Origin of the sequence: Paraflavisolibacter caeni, from assembly GCF_025628885.1 — a bacterium.
Taxonomy (GTDB): domain Bacteria; phylum Bacteroidota; class Bacteroidia; order Chitinophagales; family Chitinophagaceae; genus Flavisolibacter; species Flavisolibacter caeni.
On the sequence record NZ_JAOTIF010000004.1, the window covers coordinates 65,947 to 90,986 of the forward strand.

Annotated in this window: 18 protein-coding genes; 6 read left to right on the plus strand and 12 right to left on the minus strand. The window is 40.9% G+C overall.

All coding sequences use genetic code 11. The annotated features are described in order from the left end of the window. Positions 1-29: 29 nt before the first annotated feature. The gene (gene leuB, locus OCK74_RS07935; protein WP_279296486.1) at positions 30-1,103 is read left to right on the plus strand and encodes a 3-isopropylmalate dehydrogenase; all 1,074 of its coding nucleotides are present in this window, start codon (positions 30-32) and stop codon (positions 1,101-1,103) included. A 171-nt stretch (positions 1,104-1,274) separates the two neighbouring features. Next, positions 1,275-3,542, plus strand: a complete 2,268-nt coding sequence (locus OCK74_RS07940) for a Tex family protein (protein ID WP_279296487.1) — start codon at positions 1,275-1,277, stop codon at positions 3,540-3,542. Between the two features lie 97 nt (positions 3,543-3,639). On the opposite strand, the gene queA is transcribed toward OCK74_RS07940, so the two are convergent. The 4 genes from queA to OCK74_RS07960 all read right to left on the minus strand — a co-directional run bounded on the left by queA (position 3,640) and on the right by OCK74_RS07960 (position 7,841). After that, complete coding sequence (gene queA, locus OCK74_RS07945) at positions 3,640-4,689, minus strand: tRNA preQ1(34) S-adenosylmethionine ribosyltransferase-isomerase QueA (protein ID WP_279296488.1); 1,050 nt, start codon at positions 4,687-4,689, stop codon at positions 3,640-3,642. Positions 4,690-4,911: 222 nt separating this feature from the next. After that, positions 4,912-6,663, minus strand: coding sequence for an ABC transporter ATP-binding protein (locus OCK74_RS07950; protein ID WP_279296678.1), 1,752 nt, complete (start codon positions 6,661-6,663; stop codon positions 4,912-4,914). 21 nt (positions 6,664-6,684) lie between these two features. Further along, complete coding sequence (locus OCK74_RS07955) at positions 6,685-7,059, minus strand: hypothetical protein (protein WP_279296489.1); 375 nt, start codon at positions 7,057-7,059, stop codon at positions 6,685-6,687. Positions 7,060-7,070: 11 nt separating this feature from the next. After that, the gene (locus OCK74_RS07960; protein WP_279296490.1) at positions 7,071-7,841 is read right to left on the minus strand and encodes an AMP nucleosidase; all 771 of its coding nucleotides are present in this window, start codon (positions 7,839-7,841) and stop codon (positions 7,071-7,073) included. Positions 7,842-8,010: 169 nt separating this feature from the next. Between OCK74_RS07960 and OCK74_RS07965 the strand changes: the two genes are divergently transcribed. Beyond that, complete coding sequence (locus tag OCK74_RS07965; protein WP_279296491.1) at positions 8,011-8,256, plus strand: hypothetical protein; 246 nt, start codon at positions 8,011-8,013, stop codon at positions 8,254-8,256. A 50-nt stretch (positions 8,257-8,306) separates the two neighbouring features. After that, the gene (locus OCK74_RS07970; protein WP_279296492.1) at positions 8,307-8,969 is read left to right on the plus strand and encodes an endonuclease III domain-containing protein; all 663 of its coding nucleotides are present in this window, start codon (positions 8,307-8,309) and stop codon (positions 8,967-8,969) included. A gap of 76 nt (positions 8,970-9,045) precedes the next feature. On the opposite strand, the gene lepA is transcribed toward OCK74_RS07970, so the two are convergent. From lepA to OCK74_RS08010, 8 genes are all read right to left on the minus strand, one after another. Further along, the gene (gene lepA, locus OCK74_RS07975; protein ID WP_279296493.1) at positions 9,046-10,836 is read right to left on the minus strand and encodes a translation elongation factor 4; all 1,791 of its coding nucleotides are present in this window, start codon (positions 10,834-10,836) and stop codon (positions 9,046-9,048) included. A 49-nt stretch (positions 10,837-10,885) separates the two neighbouring features. Next, a complete protein-coding gene (locus OCK74_RS07980; protein ID WP_279296494.1) occupies positions 10,886-11,809 on the minus strand; it encodes a hypothetical protein in 924 nt (307 codons plus the stop codon). Between the two features lie 59 nt (positions 11,810-11,868). After that, positions 11,869-12,438 (minus strand): D-sedoheptulose-7-phosphate isomerase, encoded by a 570-nt coding sequence (locus OCK74_RS07985; RefSeq protein WP_279296495.1) that lies wholly within the window; start codon positions 12,436-12,438, stop codon positions 11,869-11,871. 61 nt (positions 12,439-12,499) lie between these two features. Next, on the minus strand, positions 12,500-13,621 hold the full coding sequence (locus OCK74_RS07990; protein ID WP_279296496.1) for a glycosyltransferase: 1,122 nt from the start codon (positions 13,619-13,621) through the stop codon (positions 12,500-12,502). Continuing rightward, positions 13,618-14,568, minus strand: a complete 951-nt coding sequence (locus OCK74_RS07995) for a glycosyltransferase family 2 protein (protein WP_279296497.1) — start codon at positions 14,566-14,568, stop codon at positions 13,618-13,620. Before OCK74_RS07995 ends, OCK74_RS07990 begins: the two co-directional genes overlap by 4 nt. Beyond that, entirely contained in the window at positions 14,568-15,089 is a 522-nt protein-coding gene (locus OCK74_RS08000) for a DUF4199 domain-containing protein (protein WP_279296498.1), read from the minus strand. Before OCK74_RS08000 ends, OCK74_RS07995 begins: the two co-directional genes overlap by 1 nt. A gap of 9 nt (positions 15,090-15,098) precedes the next feature. Next, complete coding sequence (locus OCK74_RS08005; RefSeq protein WP_279296499.1) at positions 15,099-16,364, minus strand: dihydroorotase; 1,266 nt, start codon at positions 16,362-16,364, stop codon at positions 15,099-15,101. Between the two features lie 56 nt (positions 16,365-16,420). Then, the gene (locus tag OCK74_RS08010) at positions 16,421-16,843 is read right to left on the minus strand and encodes a response regulator (protein ID WP_279296500.1); all 423 of its coding nucleotides are present in this window, start codon (positions 16,841-16,843) and stop codon (positions 16,421-16,423) included. A gap of 283 nt (positions 16,844-17,126) precedes the next feature. Here OCK74_RS08010 and OCK74_RS08015 point away from each other — a divergent pair, with 283 nt between their 5' ends. Then, positions 17,127-23,276, plus strand: coding sequence for a hybrid sensor histidine kinase/response regulator (locus tag OCK74_RS08015; protein ID WP_279296501.1), 6,150 nt, complete (start codon positions 17,127-17,129; stop codon positions 23,274-23,276). A gap of 81 nt (positions 23,277-23,357) precedes the next feature. Then, positions 23,358-24,647, plus strand: coding sequence for a sensor histidine kinase (locus OCK74_RS08020; protein ID WP_279296502.1), 1,290 nt, complete (start codon positions 23,358-23,360; stop codon positions 24,645-24,647). Positions 24,648-25,040 lie beyond the last annotated feature (393 nt).

The following is a 25,040-nucleotide window of genomic DNA, read 5'->3' on the forward strand; positions in this document are numbered from 1 at the left end:
CATAAAACCAAATCAACAAATAAATATTAATGGCTAAAAAACACATTCTGATCGTTCCTGGGGATGGAATAGGACAAGAGGTAACTGCAGTAGGAAAAAAAGTTCTGGACAAGATCGCTACCAAATTTGGACATGAGTTTACTTATGATGAGGCTTTGATTGGGCATGTGGCCATCGAAGCAACAGGTAATCCATTGCCAGATGAATCATTGGAAAAAATGAAGGCTTCTGATGCTGTTTTATTTGGCGCAGTAGGTCATCCGAAATATGATAATGACCCAAGTGCTAAAGTACGTCCTGAGCAGGGATTATTGAAAATGCGTAAAGAGTTGGGATTGTATGCCAACCTGCGTCCAATTAAACTGTTTGATGAATTATTGGGTGCTTCCAGCATTAAACCTGAAATCCTGAAGGGAGCTGATATCCTGTTTTTCCGTGAATTAACCGGTGATATTTATTTTGGTGAGAAAGGGCGCAAGAATAATGGTGATACGGCTTATGATATTGCAGAATACAGCCGTTTTGAGGTTGAGCGGATTGCCCGCAAAGCCTTCGAAGCTGCCCGTACCCGTCGCAAGAAACTTTGTTCAGTAGATAAAGCCAACGTAATAGAAACCAGCCGTTTGTGGCGTGAAGTGGTGCAAAAGGTAGCTACCGAATATCCTGATGTTGAAGTGGAACACCAGTTTGTGGATGCCACTGCCATGTTGCTGATCAAAGATCCGCGTCGTTTTGATGTGGTGGTAACTGCCAATCTTTTTGGAGATATCCTGACTGATGAAGCTTCCCAGATTGCAGGATCTATGGGCATGTTGGCATCTGCTTCTATCGGTGATGGTACGGGAGTTTATGAGCCTATCCACGGTTCTGCCCATGATATTACTGGTAAAGGTGTGGCAAACCCACTGGCATCCATTCTGTCTGCAGCACTGTTGCTTGATATTTCTTTTGGCATGAAGGCTGAATCTGAAGCAGTTATCAATGCTGTTGATAAAGTATTGAAAGCTGGCTTCCGCACAAGAGATATTGCTGATGCCCAAACACCAGCTGATAAAATCCTCGGTACAGATGCCATCGGTGAAGAAGTATTGAAGAATTTATAAACGTAATTAGCTTCATTACTCATCTTAATAGGGAAAGGCTCCTGGGAATACCGCCCGGTGAGCCTTTTTATTTTAAAACAGATTGGTGATTGATAACTAATTATTAATGTTTCAGGGTTTATTTTTGCCGCCCCGATAAGATCGGTTCAACTATATCTATAAACAGAATATATGGATCAGAAGTATATCCAAAAAATCTCAGAGAAACTAGGACTAACGTTAAAACAAGTCACCAATGTTGACAGCCTTCATAGTGAAGGGGCAACTATTCCCTTTATGGCCCGCTATCGTAAAGAGGCTACAAATAACCTGGATGAAGTTGCCATTGGAAATATTGTAGAGGAGATCAAGTACTTTACAGAACTGGACAAGCGTAAAGAGACCGTGATCAAAACCATTGAAGATGCAGGCAAGATGACGGATGATCTGAAGAAAAGGATCGAAGAATGTTACAGTGCAACAGAGTTGGAAGACATTTACCTCCCTTACAAACCAAAGCGTAAAACAAGAGCTACCCAGGCCATTGAAAAAGGGCTGGAACCATTGGCAAAGTTGCTTTTTGAACAGGCGGAGATGAATTTAGACGAAGAAACAGCTAAATATATTAATGAACAGGTAAAAGATAGCAAGGATGCCCTGCAGGGAGCCAGGGATATTATTGCTGAATGGATCAGTGAACATGAGCAGGCCCGGAATAAAGTGCGCCAATTGTTTACAGAAACGGCAGCTTTATCATCCAAAATATTGCCGTCGAAAAAAGATGATCCTGAGGCCCAGAAATATCGTGACTATTTCGAATTCGATGAGCCTTTATCTCAATGTCCTTCACACAGGATACTGGCTATTCGCCGGGGTGAAAAAGAAGGGTTCCTCGCAATGGATCTGAATGTAGACAAACAGACAGCAGTTGAAGATTTAGAACGCATCTTTATCAAAGCTTCGAATCCATCTGCAACAGAAGTCAAAAAAGCAATTGAAGACAGCTTTGGCCGCCTTTTGAAATCATCTATCGAAAATGAGTACCGTTTATTAAGTAAAGGCAAGGCTGATGAAGAGGCGATCCATGTATTTACAGAGAACTTGCGCCAGCTTTTACTCGCTTCGCCACTAGGTTCCAAGAAGATCCTGGCTCTTGATCCGGGATACCGTACCGGGTGTAAGGTGGTATGCCTGGATGCACAGGGTAATCTTGTGTATAATACAGCTATTTACCCGCATCCACCGCAAAACCAATGGCAGGAAAGTATTGCTGCTTTAAAACAAATGGTAGAAAAGTTTGATATTGAGGCGATTGGTGTCGGTAATGGAACTGCAGGCAGGGAATCAGAGCAACTGGTCAGGAGTATAGATTTCGGTAAGCATGTTAGTATATTCCAGGTAAACGAAAGTGGTGCCTCCATTTATTCGGCATCAGAAGTAGCCAGGGAAGAATTTCCGGATCATGATGTGACTGTACGTGGTGCTATCAGCATTGGCAGAAGATTGCTTGATCCATTGAGTGAATTGGTGAAGATCGATCCTAAGTCAATTGGCGTTGGACAATATCAACACGATGTGAATCAATTGAAGTTGAAGGACGCTTTGGATAGGGTAGTGGAGAGTGCTGTGAACTTTGTAGGTGTTGATGTAAACACGGCCAGCAAACATTTATTACAATATGTTTCTGGTATCAATGCAACACTGGCCAACAACATTGTTCAGTACCGTGCACAAAACGGAGCTTTCAAGAGCCGGAATGATCTGAAAAAGGTGTCTTTGATGGGACCAAAGACCTTTGAGCAATGCGCTGGCTTTTTGAGAATTCCGGGAGCAGAAAATCCCCTGGATAATTCTTCTGTGCATCCTGAAAGTTATGGAGTGGTGGAGCAAATGGCTAAAGACGTTCAGGCTTCTTTGGAAGAACTGATCAAGCAATCGGAGTTACGCAAAAAGGTAGTCAAGAAAAAATATATAACGGAGACAGTAGGTGAGTTTACGATTGATGATATTTTGAAGGAACTGGAAAAGCCTGGTCGTGACCCTCGTTCTCCGATTGAAGAATTCCAGTTTGATGAAACTATCAAGACTATTGAAGATGTAAAGCCTGGTATGACTGTTCCGGGTATTGTTACCAATATTACAGCCTTTGGTGCTTTTGTAGACATTGGCGTTAAACAGGATGGGCTGGTACACCTTTCACAACTCAGCAACCGTTATGTTACGGATCCAAACGAAGTGGTTAAGCTGAATCAAAAAGTTATGGTTACCGTTACCGAGGTTGATGTGGCCAGGAAGCGCATTGCTTTGAGCATGAAAGACCAGGCTCCAAGAGAAAGGGAACAAATGAGTAGACCAAAAGGTCAAGGCGCCCCTGCACAAAAATCATTTCAAAAGAAGCAAGAGCCGCAAAATGATTTCCAAAGCAAGCTGATGGAACTGAAGAAGAAGTTTAAGGACTGAGGGGAGTGAATGGTCAATTGAAAATTAAAAAGGTTATCTGCCGTGGCGGATAACCTTTTTAACTATTTACTATTTGTCTTATTTCTAATGCTTCATACTATACGATCAGCATTGCATCGCCATAGCTGAAGAAGCGATATTTATCCTTGATCGCTTTTTTATAAGCTTCCATGATTAAATCATAACCAGCAAAAGCGCAAGTCATAATCAGTAAGCTTGTTTTCGGCAGGTGGAAGTTTGTCACTAAAGAATCCGCGATGCTAAAATCGTAAGGAGGATGAATAAACATATTCGTCCAGCCTTCTGATGGCTTCAACAAGCGTTGAGCCGTAAAAGAAGACTCTAAAGCACGCATTGAAGTGGTACCAATAGAGCAAATACGGTGATTTGTTTCTTTGGCCTTGTTTACAATTTTGCAGCAGGTTTCATCAATGCGGTAATATTCTGCATCCATTTTGTGCTTGCTCAGGTCTTCCACTTCAATAGGACGGAAGGTGCCTAAACCAGTATGAAGGGTTACTTCGGCAAAACGGATACCTTTGATCTCGCAGCGTTTGATCAATTCGCGGCTGAAGTGCAGACCTGCAGTTGGAGCTGCTACAGCGCCTTCGTGCTTTGCATATACAGTCTGGTAACGCTCACGGTCTTCTTCATCCGGTTTGCGTTTAATGTATTTGGGAAGAGGCGTTTCTCCGTGTTTTTCAAGTATTTCGCGGAACTCATCTTCAGATCCTTCGAATAAGAATTTGATGGTACGTCCACGTGAGGTAGTGTTATCGATTACCTCTGCTACCAGGTCCTCACTATCTCCGAAGTACAATTTGTTGCCCACACGTATTTTTCTTGCGGGATCAACGATCACATCCCAAAGGCGGTGTTCCTTGTTTAATTCACGAAGTAGAAAAACTTCAATCTTAGCACCTGTTTTTTCCTTGCGTCCATACATGCGGGCAGGGAAAACTTTGGTATTGTTTACAGCAAAAACGTCTTTGTCATCAAAGTAATCAAGGATGTCGCGGAAGTGTTTGTTTTCAATTTGTCCGGTTTTGCGGTGAATCACCATCATACGGGCATCTTCGCGTTTTTTGGCCGGATTTTGAGCAATAAGATTTAAGGGGAGGTCAAATTTAAACTGTGAAAGCTTCATGGGCTGTTTAGTTATTTATTTTGAGGCCTCATGACACAAATCCTGTGAAGTAAGAGCCAAGGGTAAAAAGAGGAAAAATGTTCACTCTTCGACCCTCAGCAAGTTGCCAAAAGCCACGGTCTTACGGCACCGGGTTTGGTCATTAAGCTTATAAGGTCGGCAAAGGTAGTGAAAAAGCTAATTTAGGATCCTATAATTTAGAAAAATTTAGCAGTCAATCGGTTACAATTTTATTTTAGGAATTGCTGAGAGCAACTGTTTTGTATAATCATGCTTTGGGTTTCTGTATATTTCTTCAGAATCACCACGCTCTACAATTTTTCCTGCCTTCATTACCATTAATCGGTCGCTCATGTAGCGTATTACAGATAAATCATGAGAGATGAATAACATCGTTAAGCCCAGTTCACTTTTCAAATTGTTCAGTAAATTCAATATTTGTGCCTGGACACTCACATCCAAAGCTGATACTGATTCATCACACACAAGAAATGTTGGATTTAAGGCAAGTGCACGGGCTATGACGATGCGTTGTCTTTGGCCGCCTGAAAATTCATGTGGATAACGGCTGGCGAACTTTGGTGACAATTGCACTTGTTCCAGGAGTTTAGATATACTACTTCTTCGCTGAGTTTTTGTTTCATCTGAAAACAGGCGCATTGGTTCTGCGAGTGCTTCACCTATGGTTAAACGGGGATTTAAAGAAGAAAAAGGATCCTGGAAAACCAATTGTACTTCCTTACGGAAGTGCTGCAAATTGCTTTCCGGAGTTTGTGTAATTGAACTACCCTGAAATAAGATATCACCCCCTGATGGTTCAATAAGCCTTAGTAATGCTCTTCCCAGGGTTGTTTTACCGCAACCTGATTCACCTACCAGGCCCAGGGTTTCGCCTCTATAAATTTCAAAGCTTGTATTATCGACTGCTGTAAAGTAATGCGTAGCCTTTCCCAATAAGTTTCGTTTGACAGGAAACCGGACACTTAAATTTTCTACTTTGACCAGGACTTCATTAAGATGCGGGATCATTGGTGGTGAAGAAGTTGCTGCTACTGCCGGATTTTGCCCTGGTTGAAGAAAATCATCTACCACAGGCAGCCTTTCTCCCTTTGCATGCAAGGCAGGGCGGCAGGCGATCAATGCTTTTGTATAAGGATGTTGCGGGTGGCGGAAAATTTCAATTGTACTGTTTTGTTCCAAAATGACACCTTTAAACATAATGGCTACGCGATCCGCAATTTCTGCTACTATTCCCAGGTCATGCGTAATCAACAAAACGCCCATGTTTTGTTCCTGCTGCAATTGCTTTATTAATAGCAATATTTTTTTCTGGACTGTAACATCCAGTGCTGTTGTAGGTTCATCACAAATCAATAATGCCGGCTGGCAACACATTGCCATGGCAATCATCACCCTTTGCTTTTGTCCCCCGCTGATCTGGTGGGGATATTTATGAAACGTTTTTTCAGGATCCGGGATATCAACTTTTTCGAACCATTTCAATGTTTCTTTCTTCGCTTCTGCCCTGGAAATCCTTTTATGCCTGACCAGTGCTTCAGCGATTTGTTTACCGCATTTCATAACGGGATTTAAAGAAGTCATTGGCTCCTGGAAAATCATTGCAATTTGAGAGCCTCGTAAATCACTGATTTCCTTTATCTCAGGATTGTTGATTGATGCAATTTTTGAATTGGAAGTTGAAGTTCTTTTTTTATTAACTAGTGAAATGAGATCTAAGTGAGATACACCTGAATCCGAGAAAAGTATTTTGCCTCCAGCATATATTGCAGGAGGAGTAGGGAGTAATTGCAACAAGGAAAGAGCGGTGACTGACTTTCCTGAACCAGATTCACCCACCAGTGCCACAATTTCTCCGCGTTTGATCTGCAGTGACAAATTCTCTACTGCAGATATCTTTTCATTTTCTGTAGTAAAATCTATTGAAAGGTTTTGTATGTCTAGTAACGGTTGCAGGTGGCAGCTATTTTATTGATCCTATTTACATTTTGGTACAACCTTAATGGCCAGCTTTTTACCAGGCGTTGGATAATAGGCCAGACAAACATTACAAAGCTGTTTGGATGTATCCATCATAAAATAAAATTCATCTCCTTCATTAATACTTGGAGGGAAAGTGCATGGACTACCTAATCCAAAAACATTCGTATAAGACTTGCCCGTATTTTCATCCGTCCAATTAGCAGCTATTTGTGCGGTGTCCAGGCTGCCCTCTAATAACTTGATTGTATAATTGGAACAAATGCCTTTGATCTCGAGCCTTCCTTTATAGCAGCCTGTCTTAGTGTTTTTGTTACAAGCAGGTTTACCTGCTACTAATGCAACAAAAAACATCATGACTACAAGTTTCATAACAACAATTTTTAAAACCTCAAATGTCTTACTGTTTGTCCATTATTGATCAATTGTTTCAGAGAGTCAATACCGATTTTAAGGTGTCGCTCAACATAAATTTCGGTGACTTTTTTATCACTTTCCTCAGTTTTAACGCCTTCCGGTACCATTGGCTGATCACTTACCAATAGCAAGGCGCCAGTTGGGATCCGGTTGGCAAACCCAACCATAAAAATGGTCGCGGTTTCCATATCAATGGCATAAGCTCTGACCTTTTGCAGGTATTCCTTAAATTCTTCATCATGTTCCCATACACGCCGGTTGGTAGTATAAACTGTTCCTGTCCAATAATCAACCTCGTAATCTCTAATCGTTGTAGAAATTGCTTTTTGTAATGCGAATGCGGGTAATGCCGGAACTTCTGCAGGGAAGTAATCATCTGAAGTACCCTCGCCTCTGATAGCTGCTATGGGTAAAATCAAATCACCGAGCTTGTTCCGCTTTTTTAAGCCTCCACATTTACCCAAGAATAAAACGGCTTGCGGATGAATAGCAGTCAATAGATCCATGATGGTTGCGGCGGTTGGACTGCCCATTCCAAAGTTGATAATTGTAATACCGTTACTTGTTGCGCATTGCATTGGCCTGTTTAAACCTACAACCTCAACATTATTCCAGGAAGCGAAGAAGTTTACATAGTTACTAAAGTTGGTTAAAAGAATGTACTTACCAAAATTTTCAAGTTGCTCACCTGTATACCGTGGCAGCCAATTGTGAACAATCTCGTCTTTTGTCTTCATCTTGTAGGGGTTTAAGTATTGGGCTTATCTTTTCATTTGGAAAAGCAACAAATCTGACCATGAATCCGAATATAAGCAGTAATTGACAAGAACGCTAACCTTGAAAGGAAATATTCTCTGGCATGAATTTATTATACCTGTTTTCGTCTAATCATTAAAAACATCCATTATGAAAGATACTCACAACCAACAAGGTCAAAACAGTCCTGGTCGTTCTTACGAAAGGGGAGCGGCTTCTGAAGGCTCCAATGCCAATAAAGTACCAGGCAGTGAGCGAATTCCACAAAGTGAAGAAGATGATGTGGAATCATCTCAAAGTATCAGCTTAGAGCAGCAGGAATTGTTCAAAGGGAAGAAAGTAGATGAAGATATCGAATCTGAAGATGACCTGCCAATGGAGCAGAAGGATTTGTAGCAATTTCCAAGGTCTGTAACAAACTGCTTACCAATCGTATAACGGCGATTATGAAACTGCCATTTAATTTATCTGTTGTACTAAAACGGATAGAAAAGGTAATTGCGCCTTTTCCGAAAGCAGCCATGTTTGAGTTATATGAAAGGGGATATACCACTTTGTTTGAACAATTGATTTCCTGTATTATTTCAATCCGGACACTTGATGAAACGACGATACCAGTTTCATTGCGGTTATTTGAAAAAGGACGTACCCCCGGGGAAATCTTACAACTTTCACCACAAAAGTTAGAGGAACTTTTGTATGGCTGCACATTTCCCGGGCAGAAGGCGTATACTATTCTTGGTATTGCAAAAGCTGCGCATGAAAAATGGAATGGAGAACTGCCTGCAGATTTCAATTTACTGACCGAGTTAAAAGGAGTGGGGCCGAAATGCGCGAATCTTGCATTAGGAGTTACCGGCAAGGATGCTGGCATAAGTGTGGATGTTCATGTGCATCGTATTACCAACAGGTGGGGTTGGATACAAACTGCATCCCCGGAACAAACAATGGTTGAATTGGAAGAGAAAGTGCCGCATGATAAATGGATAGATATCAACCGTTTATTGGTGCCATTTGGTAAGCATATCTGTACAGGTCGATTGCCAAATTGTTCCACCTGCCCTGTATTGGAATACTGTCAACAGGTTGGAGTGGGGAAACACAGGTAAAAAGATAATGGCTTCTCAATTTTTGGTTTTCAACCTAATTGAGAAGCCATTAATATTCTATTATTAAAATTCTATTCTAATCTTCCAGCTTCAACACTGCCAGGAATGCTTCCTGTGGAACTTCTACATTACCAATCTGGCGCATACGCTTTTTACCTTCTTTCTGTTTCTCAAGAAGCTTCCGTTTACGGCTGATATCACCACCATAACATTTAGCCGTTACGTCTTTACGCATAGCTGAAATGTTTTCACGGGCAATGACTTTTGCACCAATAGCCGCCTGAATAGCAATCTGGAATTGCTGGCGTGGTAATAATTCCTTTAACTTTTCACAAAGCTTACGCCCAAAATCCTGTGCACGACCACGGTGAATCAATGCACTCAAAGCATCCACCTTATCACTATTCAGCAGAATATCCATTTTTACAATATCTGCTTCCCTGTAGCCAATAGGATGGTAGTCGAATGATGCATAACCACGTGTCTGGCTTTTTAATTTATCGTAAAAGTCGAATACAATTTCGGTCAATGGCATTTCAAAGATCAATTCTACACGAGTTTGGGTCAGGTAACTTTGGTTCAACAAGATTCCTCGTTTACCCAAACATAAAGTCATGATATTACCGATATATTCTGGTTTTGTAATGATCTGAGCTTTAATAAAAGGTTCTTCAATACGATCTGTTTTAACTGCATCCGGCATTTCTGTAGGATTGTTAACTATAATCTTTTCCCCCCTGGTGGTATATGCAATAAAGCTAACGTTGGGTACAGTAGTAATTACAGTTTGATTGAACTCCCTTTCCAGGCGCTCCTGGATGATCTCCATGTGCAGTAGTCCAAGGAAACCGCAACGGAATCCAAAGCCCAGGGCTTGCGAGGTTTCCAATTCATAAGAAAGTGAAGCATCATTTAACTGCAATTTGTCCATGCATTCCCGGAGTTCCTCAAATTCATCAGTATTTACAGGGAAAATACCAGCAAACACCATCGCTTTTACTTCTTCAAAACCTTTGATCATTTCCGGGTTAGGATTTGAAGCTATGGTGATGGTATCACCTACTTTTACTTCTTTGGCATTTTTAATACCCGTAATCAGGTAGCCCACATCGCCTGTGGTCACTTCCTGCTTTGGCTCAGGTTTTAATTTTAAAATACCCACTTCATCTGCCTCGTATTCCTGGCCGGTAGAAACGAATTTTACCTTATCTCCTTTGCGCAGTGTTCCATTTAATATACGGAAATAAACAATGATACCGCGGAAGCTATTGAACACACTATCGAATATCAGGGCCTGAAGGGGGGCATCCGGATTTCCTTTTGGAGCGGGAATCCTTTCCACGATAGCTTCTAAAATAGCCTCCACACCCAACCCAGTACGGCCACTGGCCAGCAGGATTTCTTCCGGTTTGCAGCCTATGAGTTCAATGATCTGGTCTTTCACTTCTTCGATCATGGCCCCATCCATATCGATTTTATTAATAACAGGAATGATCTCCAGGTCGTTATCAATCGCTAAGTAAAGGTTTGAAATGGTTTGAGCCTGGATACCCTGTGTTGCATCAACTAATAATAGGGCGCCCTCACAAGCAGCTAAGGCACGGCTCACTTCATAGCTGAAATCCACGTGACCAGGGGTGTCAATAAGATTCAACGTATAGTTTTCGCCTTTGTGAGCGTGATTGATCTGGATCGCGTGGCTTTTGATGGTAATTCCTTTTTCGCGTTCAAGGTCCATATCATCAAGCACCTGGTCCATCATGTCACGGTCACTAATCGTATTGGTTGCCTGTAAAAGACGATCAGCTAAAGTGCTTTTGCCATGGTCAATATGGGCAATGATGCAGAAATTACGAATATTTTTCATGTATATACCTCAGAAATTAGCGTGCAAAGATAAGAAAGGAGATCGTAGTTTAAGGTTTTTGCTGTGGCTGTAATGGTTCTTTCTCAAGAATAGGTTTTGGAACCGGGGCTTGGCCATCTTCCAATTTTTGGTGAAATACCTTATCAATGTGGGTCCATTTACCTCCTTTCCATTCGAAGCCTTCATAATCACCATCCGGAATAAAGGTATAAGGTTTATCAGGTTCATCAGTTTCAGAAATCAAGTGGTCCACTAAAATGAGTTTTAAATCCTCATCGTAATTAACAAAAGTGCTGGCTTCTTTTTTATATTCAATACTATAGCGGTATTGGACTGGCCGTTTTACGCTATCTTTTTCAAATGTAAAATAGGGTCCTCCAAAAACAGGTTGGTTCTTTTCATTGATGGTCATCACCTCAATCCATTTCTTATTACTGCGTACACTGTTATTATCAAAACCAAACAGCGTATAGTAGTTTTTCTGATTGAACTGGGTCTTAATAATTTTATAATAAACAGCACCAATCCAGGTATCTTTTGTTCTCACTGAATCAGTAGGGTCGGATGTGAATTCTGAAAAGTCTCTTAAAGGCACTAATCTTAAAGATCCATCCGGGGTCCGGAACTGAATAGCACCTCTTTGTCTTGAATAGTAATCATCAAATGAAAGAGACCAGCTAAAGATCCGGAATGTGCTATCAGGAGCATATACATTAGAAATGCCCTGTACGGAATCAAAAGGATAATAAAAAGAGTTCTTCACTTGCAGGCCCCTGATCAATGTGCGGACAAAGAAGCTATCGTTACGCATCCGGCCTGCAGTCAAACTATCTACGATCAGGTTTTTGGCTAAAGCTTTCAATGAATCTTCCTTTTTTGTTAAAAGCTTTAGATCAGAAGGCGTAATTTTTTGTGCTGTAACAATACTATTAAAAACAAAAATTACTAATATAAAGAGAACGGTTTTTTTCACAAGAACGTTTTTAAGCCAAACGCTAAATTGCCCAAAAAAGTACAAAAATTATCCTAAGATTAAATACATTGTTCCTCCACCAACTGACAAATGATATGCCCGATCAGGATATGACTTTCCTGGATACGAGGCGTATCAGTAGAAGGTACATTGAACAAATAGTCACTTAGTTCCTTCATAACTCCTCCGCTCCAGCCTGTAAATCCTACTGTAATGATCCCATTGGCTTTTGCTGATTCAAAGGCTTTCACAATATTAGCTGAGTTGCCCGAGGTGGAAAGGCCAACTAAAATATCGCCGGGATTTAAAATGCCCTCAACCAACCTTGCATAAATAGCGTCGTAACCATAATCATTGGCAACAGCGGTCAGGTAAGAAGTGTTCGTATGGAAAGCCTCTGCTGGTAAAGCTTTTCTTTCTAAATAAAATCTTCCGGAAAGTTCTGCAGCGAGATGCTGGGCATCGGCTGCACTGCCACCATTCCCGCAAAAGTAGATCCTGCCACCTTTTTTCAACGCTTCTACGATTACTTTCACAACAGCATCAATTTTGCTGAGTAATTCTTCATTTTCTAACAATTGTTGCTTTACATCAATAGATGCCTGTATGATCGATTTAATGCTTTCCATGAAATATAATTACAAAGATTGTTTTTAAAATAGGAGCTTTTGTTTAATGATGACTCCTCTTTTATGCCATTTGAAGAATGGCTTCTGTCATCCGGCTCCACTCGTATTTTTTCTTTTCGATTTGAAGTTGAGGGATAAAATATGCTTCCCCTAATTGATAATAATTTATAATGGCATCAGCAATAGCTTTTGGCTCTGGTTCGCAAACCAATCCCACTTTTTGATGAGGCACCAGGTCGGGTAGACCACCAACATTGGTCACAATCATTGGTTTTTCAAAATGGTAAGCTACAGGAGTTACTCCGCTCTGGGTTGCATTCCGGTAAGGCTGCACGATACAATCTGCCGCACATATATAATATTTTACTTCGCTATCAGGAATAAAATCATTATGAAGCAATACAGAATTCGAAAGGTTATTGTCTTCAATCAATTGTCTATAAGGCTTTTCATCTTCATAAAACTCACCAGCAACCAGTAGCTTGATCTTTGCTTCTTTGATGCGGCTGTCCGACATTGCCTTTAGCAATAAATCAAGGCCTTTGTATTTACGGATAAAACCAAAAAACACGATGATCTTTTCTTCTTCCTGTAATCCTAAATGTTTACGGGCTGTTTCTTTGGAAATTTGTTCGCCGAAATTATCATAAAGAGGATGCGGAATTAACTGTGCCGGCTTAGTTTTTACGAATGAACGAAGGTCATTCAAAACCTTTTCACTCATGACAACAAAAGCATCACAAGCTTTCATAAAATATTCTGTGAACTGTTTATCACCAGCTCTCTTTTCATGTGGTACAACATTATCAGCAAGGCAAATGACTTTGGTATGCCTATTCTTTTTGACCTGGCGTAAAATAGTGCCTAAGGCAGGGCCCATAAAGGGAAGCCAAAATCTTACCAGTACGATATCAGGCTTTTTATTCCTGATTTTTCTACCTGTAGAAAGCCAGTTGATTGGATTAATAGAGTTGATCCAGGAATGAATCGATACTCCTTTAGGAGGAGGATCGCTTGAGAATTGTGTTTTACCGGGAAACAGGAGAGAAGGGTATTGAAGTGAAAAGGAAATGATTTCACATTCATAGCCTTCCTGAATAAATTGCTGTGCCAGTCGCTGATTAAACGTCGCAATACCTCCACGTAAAGGGTGGGCAGGCCCTATGATAATAATCCGCTTCATTTTTCTTGAAAGCCTGTCTTTTCCTCTATAAGGTAATTATTCCTGCCAGGAGCATTCCGGGCAATCAGTTCTGAAATAAATCCAGCTAAAAATAGCTGCATGCCAATAATGATGGCGGTTAATGATAAATAAAAAGAAGGCCGGTTGGTGATGAAAGTGTCAGCATCTATAAATTTCGAAACAATCAAAAAAAGAGCTATGATGAAACCAATGATGAAAAAAAGCGTTCCCCATAATCCAAAAAAGTGCATAGGGCGCTTAGAAAATTTACCTACAAACGTGATGGATAGAATATCGAGAAATCCATTTACAAACCTCTCCCAGCCAAATTTGGTAACACCATACTTACGAGCGCGGTGTTCCACTATTTTCTCGCCAATCTTTTTAAATCCTGCCCACTTTGCCAGTACCGGGATATAACGGTGCATTTCACCGTATACTTCAATACTCTTAACCACTTTCTTGCGATATACTTTTAACCCGCAGTTGAAATCGTGAAGGTGGATACCTGAAACTTTTCTGGTTACGGCATTAAAAAATTTGGAAGGTATATTTTTCGTTAAAGTGTTATCAAAACGAACTTTTTTCCAACCACTCACCAGGTCATAACCCTGTTCAATAATCATGCTTCTCAGTTCAGGAATTTCATCGGGACTATCCTGTAGGTCTGCATCCATCGTAATCACAACATCGCCCTGTGCTGCTTTAAATCCTTCGTTCAAAGCAGCAGATTTGCCATAGTTGCGCTGGAACTTTATTCCCTTGATCCTTTGATTTTCCTGTCTTAGCTGTTGCACGACCTGCCATGAATTATCATTACTGCCATCGTCCACCAATATTACTTCATAAGAGAAGAAATGCTTGGTACATACACGATGTATCCAGTCACATAATTCTGGCAAAGATTCTTCTTCGTTAAAAAGTGGAACTACTATTGATAAATCCATTATGCTGATTGTTGTTCAAAAGGGTTTTGCGGACGTTTTTTCGTAAATGCTGCACCTAGTAAGGAGCCGATAGCACCTATCAGGACCATAAAAAACATAGAGCCGCCAACAACGCCTACCCAAAAGAAACGGCGGGACATTTCGATTGCCTGGTCTATCTGCTCTTCAGTTATTTTGTCATTCTTTTCCATTTCAGCCCTGGCTAATTCAAATGTTTTTTCTTTTAAATCAGGAAAGAGCAAAAAGAAAATAACTGTGAATGCCACAAAAATCAGGGTAAAAACAGTTGTTGTTTTAAAGCCAAATGTAAAAAGGTTTCCAAAGCTAAGCTGGTAATTGTTGTCCTTGCCGTGCTGATTAACAACAAAGATCAATCCTCCAATGATAATTGCATATTGTAAAAGGCTGATCCCAGGGTTAGATGTAACCCCCATGAAATTGACAATTATGGAATATAAAACCAGGAAGGCTGCAATCAACAATCCTGCATTTATATGTGTTAACGGTTTCTTTTGTTTCATAGTGAATGATTACGAATTCAAAAATAGTCTGTCTTTAGTTATGATACCTAAAGGCTTACCAGTTAGTTCCTTACCAATGAAAGGTGAGTTTTCTGACCTTGAACGTATATCCTTATTGTTCAAGACCCATTTTTGGTCTTCAAGGAAGAGTGACAAACAAGCTTCTTCTTTTTCATTGATCCTTGGAACGGGAAGATTGAAGATTTTCCTGGGTTGTGTACTGAATAATTCAACCAGTCTTTCTGTCGAGATGGAAGGCAGGCAGTTTTTAACAACACCAAAAGCAGATTCCAGCCCTATGATTCCATTTTTTGCATATTCAAACTCAACTATTTTACTGTCTTTTTCATGGGGCAGATGATGCGTTGCAATGCAATCAATGACACCTGATAAAACCGCTTCGCGCAAAGCCTCTCTATCTTCTTTTGTACGAAGAGGAGGATTTACTTTCAGGTTTGTGTCATAGTTGACCAGGTCTTCATCACAAAAACACAGGTGATGAGGAGTCACTGAACAGGTAACATTGATACCTTCAGCTTTTGCCTGTTGGATCAACGCAATTGACTTTGCCGTTGAAACACCTGTAAAATGAATTTTTGAACCGGTATATTTTACCAGCTCGATGTCTCTTGAAATGAGCAACTCTTCGGCTATAGCCGGTTTGCCAGGTAAGCCCAACTGTGTTGAAACAATACCTTCATGCATCAATCCATGGTTGCTGATCGATTTGTCATCCGGCAATTGGATCAAAACACCGTCAATAGCTTTCAGGTATTGCAGGGCCTTCAGGAGAATACCAGCCGATTGAATGGGAGTAATGCCATCACCAAAGGCTACTGCGCCACTCCTGTACATGTCGTACATTTCGGCTAGTTCTTTGCCTTCCAGGTTTTTAGATACGGCGCCTATAGGGTGAATGGTTGCTGGTAATATCTTGCTTTTCTGGACTATGTATTCAACAGCTGCCTTATTATGGATCACTGGTGAGGTTGCCGGAATGACAAAGACGTCTGTAAAACCTCCGGCTGCGGCAGCCAAGGAGCCTGTTTCTAACGTTTCTTTGTATTCGAAACCCGGATCACAAAAATTAGCGAAAACATCAATCCAGCCCGGAGATACATGCAAACCAGGAATATCTATGATCTTATCAACATCTTCTTGTAGATCGTTGCCTATAGAGCTAATAATTCCATTGTGAATAAAAATATCAGCCTTCTGCTGGTGGAAAGGCGATGATGAATCAATGATTCTTGCCTGCCTGATAAGTATTTTCATCAAGGCGCAAAAGTAGAGGAAAGTTTGGAGTTTCTAAAGGCGGATTTATGGATTGCTTATTCCTTTTTCAGACCGCAAAGCTGTAGCATGATTCTTGCAATTTTTTCAATGCCATAAAAATCGGTAGGTTTTACAAAGTAGGCTTTTGCACCAAGTTCGGTACAGATTTTTTCATAAACGGGAGAGTTCGAAGTACTCCAGATAACTTTGGTTACCGGGTGGAGTTTTTCAATAGTATTGATGCGGTTAAGAATATCCGCACCATTCATCTCTGGTAAATTGTAATCCAATACGATAAGGCAAGGTTTCTTATTATCGGGAAGTTCCTCAAGGTAGCTCACTGCTTTTTTACCATTATTCACCACGTGTACTTCAATCGTATCATCAAGACTGGTTAGGGCTTCAATTAACAATTCCTGATCATCAATGTCATCTTCGGCTAAAAAAATAAAATTACTCTTGTTATTCGTTAAGATCATACTCAAGTGAAACTGGTAAAATTATGTGGTTTACTTTTTACAAAGAAAAAATTAAAAATAATATCAATAAAAATTGTTTTAAAAGGCTAATCAAATCAAAATGTACATATTTAACATTCTGAAAATTTAAGTAATTCCACCTGCTGCTTACATTGTATAAATATGTATATAAAATTATATGTTAATATTTGATAAGCATTTGCTTAAAAATCAAAAAAAAATAATTGCCAAGATTTTAAAAACGCATCATTTTATGTAGGTTTGAAAATCCAAGATTTCATTTATGAATAAACGTAACGAAGCCAACGGCTCAGAACATGAGCTGACCTCTAGCGCCATTACTGGTAACAAGTCCCCAGGGCCGGTTTCAAGCAAACAGACAAGCCGGAAAAAGCAATCTGAAAAAATAAATGCAGCAAATACTTTAGCTTATAACGATGCTTTGGATAGTAGGGAATTATTACGCATTCTCTGCGAGGTGCGCAGTGGGAATTTTAGTGTACGAATGCCGGTAGATAAAACTGGTATTGATGGAAAAATTTGTGATACACTTAATGAAATTATTTCATTAAATGAGATTTTGATGCAGGAGCTTACCAAGGCCGGCATTGAAATTGGCAAGAAGGGAAAACTAGTGCACCGGGTAGAGATTCCCAGGTTTGCTTCAGGTGCATGGAGTGCAGGAGTGGATGCCATAAATGGTCTTATTTCTGACCTTGTACATCCGACTACAGAGATAGCGCATGTGATTTCTTCTGTTGCGAAGGGAAATTTATCACAGGAAATGCCTTTGCAGATAGGTGACCATTTATTACAGGGTGAATTTGCACGTATTGCAAGAGAGGTGAATGACATGGTAAAGCAGCTGAATTTGTTTTCCATGGAAGTAACCCGTGTTGCACGTGAAGTAGGTTCTGAAGGTAAACTAGGGGGACAGGCTCGCGTTAAAGGTGTAGCAGGTGTTTGGAAAGACTTAACAGACTCCGTAAACCAAATGGCCGGAAACCTGACGGCCCAGGTACGGAATATCGCCGAAGTAACAACGGCTGTTGCGAAAGGTGACTTGTCAAAGAAAATTACGGTGGATGTACAAGGAGAGATCCTGGAATTGAAAAACACCATCAATACGATGGTGGACCAGCTCAATTCATTTTCATCGGAGGTAACCCGTGTGGCCCGTGAAGTAGGTACGGAAGGTAAGCTGGGTGGCCAGGCCGAAGTGCAAGGTGTAGGTGGAACCTGGAAGGATTTGACAGATTCTGTAAATGGTATGGCTTCCAACCTTACCGGTCAGGTACGTAATATCGCGGAAGTAACTACGGCGGTGGCCCGTGGTGACCTTTCCCGCAAGATCACGGTGGATGTAAAGGGAGAGATCCTGGAATTGAAAAACACCATCAATACGATGGTGGACCAGCTCAATTCATTTTCATCGGAGGTAACCCGTGTGGCCCGTGAAGTAGGTTCAGAAGGTAAGCTGGGTGGCCAGGCAACCGTAAAAGGAGTAGGTGGTGTATGGAAAGATCTGACCGATTCGGTAAACCAGATGGCTGGTAACCTGACAGCCCAGGTACGGAACATTGCGGATGTGACTACAGCCGTTGCAAATGGTGACCTGTCACGTAAGATCACAGTGGATGTAAAAGGGGAGATCCTGGAATTGAAAAATACCATCAATACGATGGTGGACCAGCTGAACTCATTTGCTTCCGAGGTAACGCGTGTGGCCCTTGAGGTGGGTACGGAAGGTAAACTGGGTGGCCAGGCCAAGGTACAAGGGGTTGGTGGTACCTGGAAGGATCTGACTGACTCCGTAAACCAAATGGCCTCTAACCTGACAGCGCAGGTGCGGAACATTGCCGAAGTGACCACAGCCGTTGCAAATGGTGACCTGTCTAAAAAAATCACAGTAAATGTTGAAGGCGAAATATTAGAGCTGAAGAAAACCATCAATACGATGGTGGACCAGCTGAACTCATTTGCTTCCGAGGTAACGCGTGTGGCCCTTGAGGTGGGTACGGAAGGTAAACTGGGTGGCCAGGCCAAGGTACAAGGGGTTGGTGGTACCTGGAAGGATCTGACCGATTCAGTAAATGGTATGGCTTCCAACCTAACCGGGCAAGTTCGGAACATTGCGGAAGTAACAACAGCGGTGGCAAAAGGAGATCTTTCCCGTAAGATTACGGTGGATGTGCGCGGTGAAATCCTTGAATTGAAAAATACCATCAATACGATGGTGGACCAGCTGAACTCATTTGGATCAGAGGTAACGCGTGTGGCTCGTGAAGTAGGTAGTGAGGGTAAGCTGGGTGGACAAGCAGATGTACCGGGCGTGGAAGGGCTTTGGAAAGATCTTACAGACTCCGTGAATAAAATGGCCTCTAACCTTACTTCCCAGGTACGGAACATCGCCGAAGTAACAACTGCTGTTGCGAATGGTGACCTGTCCCGTAAAATTGAAGTGGATGTAAAAGGGGAGATCCTGGAGCTGAAAAATACCATCAATACGATGGTGGAACAGTTGCGTGGGTTTGCTTCCGAGGTAACGCGTGTGGCCCGCGAGGTGGGTACGGAAGGTAAACTGGGTGGCCAGGCGAATGTGCCTGGTGTTGCTGGTACCTGGAAAGATTTGACTGACTCTGTAAACCAGATGGCTGGTAACCTGACAGCCCAGGTACGGAACATTGCTGAAGTAGCCATTGCAGTGGCTAACGGTGACATGTCCCGGAAAATTACGGTGGACGTACGTGGTGAGATCCTGCAATTAAAGGAAACACTGAATACGATGGTGGATCAGTTGCGCGCCTTTGCTTCGGAAGTGACTCGTGTGGCTCGTGAAGTAGGTAGTGAAGGTAAACTGGGTGGACAGGCATTTGTGCCAGGGGTTGCAGGAACTTGGAAGGATCTGACCGATTCTGTGAACCAGATGACAGGTAACCTGACATCACAGGTACGTAACATCGCAGAAGTAACCAAAGCGGTTGCATCAGGTGACTTGACCAAAAAAGTAACCATCGATGTAAAAGGTGAAATCTTTGACCTTAAGAATACTATCAATACGATGGTGGACCAGCTGAACTCCTTTGCCTTCGAGGTAACCCGTGTGGCCCGTGAAGTAGGTACGGAAGGTAAACTGGGAGGCCAGGCTGAAGTACAGGGTGTTGCTGGTACCTGGAAAGATTTGACTGACTCTGTAAATATGATGGCCTCCAACCTGACAAACCAGGTGCGGGGTATTGCGAAAGTAGTGACTGCCGTTGCGACAGGTAATTTGAAACAAAAACTTTCAATTGTTTCCCGTGGCGAGGTGGCACAGTTAATTGAAACGATCAATGAAATGATCGATACCCTGGCCGTATTTGCTGACCAGGTTACCAACGTGGCCCGGGAAGTAGGTGTGGATGGTAGACTGGGAGGTCAGGCCAGCGTACCAGGTGCATCGGGCATCTGGAAAAACCTGACAGAAAACGTTAACCAGCTAGCGGAAAATCTTACCATACAGGTGCGTGCGATCTCTGAGGTGGCTTCATCGGTAACAAAAGGAGATTTGACAAGAACGATCCGCGTAGAAGCAAAGGGAGAGGTGGAAGAATTGAAAGACACCATCAACCAGATGATCGCTAACCTGAAAGAAACCACACTTCGTAACCAGGAACAGGACTGGCTGAAATCAAACCTCGCTAAGTTTACACAAATGCTGCAAGGCCAGAAAGACCTGAATACGGTAACTCGCCGTATCCTTTCAGAATTAGCACAGGTCGTAAATGCACAACAGGGCATGTTCTACATTTTTGAACAGGATGATGACTTACAAAATAAGAGATTAAAACTCTTTTCTGCTTACGCTTACAATAGAGAATTAGAGATGAGCCGCGAAATCGCTTTGGGTGAGGGACTGGTTGGACAGGTTGCTTTATCGAAAGAAAGGATATTATTGACCAATGTGCCACAGAGCTATTTTAAAATTGCTTCCGGTTTAGGTGAAGCTGCTCCTGTAAGTGTCATTGTACTTCCGGTATTGTTTGAAAACCAGATCAAAGCAGTTATTGAGTTGGCTTCCTTTGAGACTTTCAGTGAGATTCACCTCGACTTCTTAAGTCAGTTGACAGAAAGTATCGGTATTGTATTGAATACGATTGAGGCTAACTCTAGAACTGAGGACCTGTTAGCACAATCACAGTCATTGGCAGAGGAACTAAGAAGGACAAACGAAGAATTGCAGGATAAGGCGCATTTGCTGGTAAAACAAAAAGAAGAAGTTGAAGCTAAGAATAAGGAAGTTGAGGAAGCGAGAAGGTCGCTGGAAGAAAAGGCTGAGCAGCTGCAATTAACTTCTAAATACAAATCAGAGTTTTTGGCCAATATGTCGCACGAGTTGCGTACTCCTTTGAATTCGCTGCTCATCCTGGCGCAACAGCTTTATGAAAATAATGATGGCAACCTGAATGAGAAGCAGGTTCGTTACGCAAAAACCATACATTCCTGCGGTGATGACCTGATTCAATTAATCAATGATATCCTTGACTTATCTAAAATTGAATCTGGTTATATATCAACAGACTTCATCAATGTTAGGATCAGTGAGATTGCAGCATTTGTTGAATCTACCTTCAAACACGTATCTGAAAATAAAAACCTTCGATTTAGCATTGAGGTAGATGAACGTTTGCCCGATACTTTAGAAACTGACTTGCAACGTTTAAACCAGATATTGAAAAACCTGCTCTCAAATGCCTTTAAGTTCACGGAAAAAGGAGAGGTTAAGTTTAGAATTTATGAAGCGACAAAGAACTGGAAGCAATATCATCCGGAGTTGAATAATGCTGACAAGGTTGTAGCATTTGAGATAATAGATACTGGAATAGGCATATCCAGGGATAAGCAAAATATCATTTTTGAAGCATTCCAACAGGCAGAAGGATCTACCAGCCGTAAGTATGGAGGAACTGGCCTTGGGTTGTCCATCAGTCGCGGGCTAGCCGAATTGCTAGGCGGCTCTATTGAACTAGAGAGTGAGCCCGGGTTTGGAAGCACATTTACTTTGTTTTTACCGATAGAATACAATCCTGTTATTGTTAAGAAAGAAAAACAAAGTACGCTGACCACCCTTAACGAATTCAATGTAGCGTCAAAGAGTGCTACCAGTGCCTTTTTGCCTCAACCGCAGACGGTTAAGCGATCTGAATCAAGAGAAATTGAAAGTATCAAGGAGATTATTAATGAAACAGGTGATGATCGAAATATAGTAACAGTCAATGATAAGGTGGTTTTGGTGGTAGAGGATGACTTGCGTTTTGCAAAGATCATGATTGAAAAGGCCCATGAAGTTGAGCTGAAGGTGGTTGTTGCAACAAGTTTTGGCGAAGTACTTGATCTTGCTAATAAATATAATCCCATAGCGGTAACACTCGATGTGAAGCTTCCGGATGCAAGTGGTTGGCGTATACTCGACCTGTTTAAAAACGATATCAATTTCAGGCATATACCAGTACATCTGATTTCAGGTGAAGAAAACCGCTTACTTGCTATGCAACGTTGTGCCAGGAGCTTTAATTTAAAACCATTGAAGACGGAGGCACTTACCATATTATTTAGAGACATCGTTCTATTCGGCGAGCAGAAGCAAAAGCGGTTATTGATTGTAGAAGACAATGAAATTGAATCTTCTCAAATTGCTAAAATGCTTGATAATGGAGATGTTATTCAAATTGAGATCGCGTCGACTGGAAGGGAAGCGATAGAACTAGTCTCCAATTATTATTATGATTGTGTGATTGTTGACTTTATGTTGCCTGATATTGCCGGAATGGAATTTGTAGCAGAAATCAATTCATTGAAAAAGTTGCAAATGGCACCTGTCATTATTTACTCGGCTAAAGATTTTTCTTCAAGGGAGAAAACGCAATTAAAGCAATATGCCAATCGTATTTTACTGAAAAGCGTCAATTCGTTGGAGCAGTTACTTGAAGAGGCCGTAATGCACCTGCATATTAACCATAAGGAACTTTTACCTGAGAAAAGGAGGATCATTGAGAACCTTCGGTCGCAGGAAGATGTTTTGGCCGGTAAAACAATACTGGTAGTGGATGATGACGTGAGAAACCTTTTTGCGCTCACGGCAGCTTTTGAAAAATATCACATTAAAGCTATAACTGCAGAAAGTGGACAAGAAGCGATATCAATTTTAAATGAAAATAATAAAATTGATATGGTACTTATGGATATCATGATGCCTGAAATGGATGGGTATGAAACGATGCAGAAGATCAGAAGGGAGCATAAGAACAACAATTTGCCCATTATTGCCGTTACGGCAAAGGCTATGAAAGGAGACAGGGAAAAATGTATTGAAGCAGGCGCATCAGATTATATTACTAAACCAGTAAAAATTGACCAATTAATGTCTCTGATGAGAGTCTGGCTTTATAAGTAATGTGATAATATGTCAACATTATTATTAAACTAAGAAATGATGGACGTGACGAGTATCGATAAAAATTTTGCTAGATCTGAGATGAAAATATTAGTGGTTGACGATAGGGAGGATAATCTTTTCTCTATTGAAACCATCCTTGAGAAAGATGGCTATACCATTGTCAAGGCTCTTTCCGGTCGTGCTGCCCTAAAGATTCTTTTGAATCAGCATGATTTTACCTTGATTTTGATGGATGTGCAAATGCCGGATATGAATGGCTTTGAGACAGCTTCCCTTATTTATCAACGGGATAAATTAAAACATATTCCTATTATATTTATTACTGCCCATAATTATGAAGAAGAGAAAATGTTTGAAGGATATAAAATGGGTGGTGTTGATTTTATATATAAGCCGATTAATCCCGAGTTAATGCGGTTTAAAGTAAGTGTGTTTGCTGAAATCTTTCAGAAAAATGCACAATTACTGCAACAGGAGAAAAAATTAATAGCTGCGAATGCAAATCTCGCTCGGGAAATTGAAGAGAGAAAACTAAGTGAGGAAAAGGTAAAACAGCTCAATCTTCAATTATTGAAAAATAATGAACAATTAAAAAACACTGTTGAAGAACTTGACCGGTTTGCATATGTAGCTTCGCATGATCTGCAGGAGCCTCTGAGAAAGATCATGTTATTCAGTAACAAGGTGACAGTTCAGTATAAGGATAAAGTGGATAAGGAAATTGAGGCGCAACTACAAAAAATTGCAAAAGCTTCTAGCCGGATGCAGCAATTGGTTAATGACCTTCTTAAGTTCTCGCGGCATACACAGGATATTGAAGGTTTTGAAGAAACCAGCCTTGACCTTTTATTGCAGGAAGTACTTTCTGATATTGAACATGAAATCATTCACAAGCAAGCTAAACTGGAAGTAAAGGAACTTCCAACTGTGTGGGGGATCCCATCCCAGATCAGGCAATTGTTCCAGAACATTATTAGCAACTCGCTTAAGTTTAGTAAACCGGACTGTGCTCCTGAAATAACGATTTATAGCGAAAAAATACCTGCTTCTAAATTGATCCGTGATGTTACAGCTCCATTAAATATTTATTACCATAGGATCTATTTCAAAGATAACGGTATTGGCTTTGATCCGAAATATGCAAAGGAAATTTTTGTAGTCTTCAAGCGTTTACACAGTTATCATGAGTTTGAAGGAACTGGTATTGGATTATCCATTTGCAAAAAGATCGTTGACCGGCATAATGGATTTATAGAAGCAGATAGCAAACCTGGTGAAGGCACAACGTTTATCATAACGCTTCCTGAATTTATGCTACAAAAGGAAGTTGAATTCAAACCAATTGGGGTGATCGAAAATAATATGTAATTGACTTCTACTATTATGGATGAGCTCAATATTTCAATTATTAATAGTTGGAATATTGAGCATATTTGAAATGCAATCATGTAAATATTCTTTTTTTTCTATTCATGTTTTATTAAATTTGAATAAGATTCTTGCCTGGATTTTTGATTTATGAATTTGCCCGGCCCATACTTTGAAAGATTTTAGTTGATATTTTTCCGCATTTATTGTAATCGTCATTCGCCTTATTTGTTAGGTTTCCATCTTACTTGTATAAACAACGGTTTTTATAAGTTGTTTTTTATAATTATTTATTGTTTGTATATATTGTAATAGTTACATTTTTAATACAGGTAAGGATTAAAGGAGGTATTCACCCGGCATGGTTTTGAAATTGAAGAATATATAACCCAA

Coding starts and splice junctions, on each gene's coding strand:
- OCK74_RS08000 (WP_279296498.1), bottom strand. CDS start 15,089: ATGAAACAAAAGAAACCGTTAACACATATAAATGCAGGATTGTTGATT.
- OCK74_RS07960 (WP_279296490.1), bottom strand. CDS start 7,841: ATGAAGACAAAAGACGAGATTGTTCACAATTGGCTGCCACGGTATACA.
- OCK74_RS07965 (WP_279296491.1), top strand. CDS start 8,011: ATGAAAGATACTCACAACCAACAAGGTCAAAACAGTCCTGGTCGTTCT.
- OCK74_RS07940 (WP_279296487.1), top strand. CDS start 1,275: ATGGATCAGAAGTATATCCAAAAAATCTCAGAGAAACTAGGACTAACG.
- queA (WP_279296488.1), bottom strand. CDS start 4,689: ATGAAGCTTTCACAGTTTAAATTTGACCTCCCCTTAAATCTTATTGCT.
- OCK74_RS07970 (WP_279296492.1), top strand. CDS start 8,307: ATGAAACTGCCATTTAATTTATCTGTTGTACTAAAACGGATAGAAAAG.
- OCK74_RS08005 (WP_279296499.1), bottom strand. CDS start 16,364: ATGAAAATACTTATCAGGCAGGCAAGAATCATTGATTCATCATCGCCT.
- OCK74_RS08020 (WP_279296502.1), top strand. CDS start 23,358: ATGAAAATATTAGTGGTTGACGATAGGGAGGATAATCTTTTCTCTATT.
- OCK74_RS08015 (WP_279296501.1), top strand. CDS start 17,127: ATGAATAAACGTAACGAAGCCAACGGCTCAGAACATGAGCTGACCTCT.
- OCK74_RS07995 (WP_279296497.1), bottom strand. CDS start 14,568: ATGGATTTATCAATAGTAGTTCCACTTTTTAACGAAGAAGAATCTTTG.
- lepA (WP_279296493.1), bottom strand. CDS start 10,836: ATGAAAAATATTCGTAATTTCTGCATCATTGCCCATATTGACCATGGC.
- OCK74_RS07955 (WP_279296489.1), bottom strand. CDS start 7,059: ATGAAACTTGTAGTCATGATGTTTTTTGTTGCATTAGTAGCAGGTAAA.
- OCK74_RS07985 (WP_279296495.1), bottom strand. CDS start 12,438: ATGGAAAGCATTAAATCGATCATACAGGCATCTATTGATGTAAAGCAA.
- OCK74_RS07990 (WP_279296496.1), bottom strand. CDS start 13,621: ATGAAGCGGATTATTATCATAGGGCCTGCCCACCCTTTACGTGGAGGT.
- OCK74_RS08010 (WP_279296500.1), bottom strand. CDS start 16,843: ATGATCTTAACGAATAACAAGAGTAATTTTATTTTTTTAGCCGAAGAT.
- leuB (WP_279296486.1), top strand. CDS start 30: ATGGCTAAAAAACACATTCTGATCGTTCCTGGGGATGGAATAGGACAA.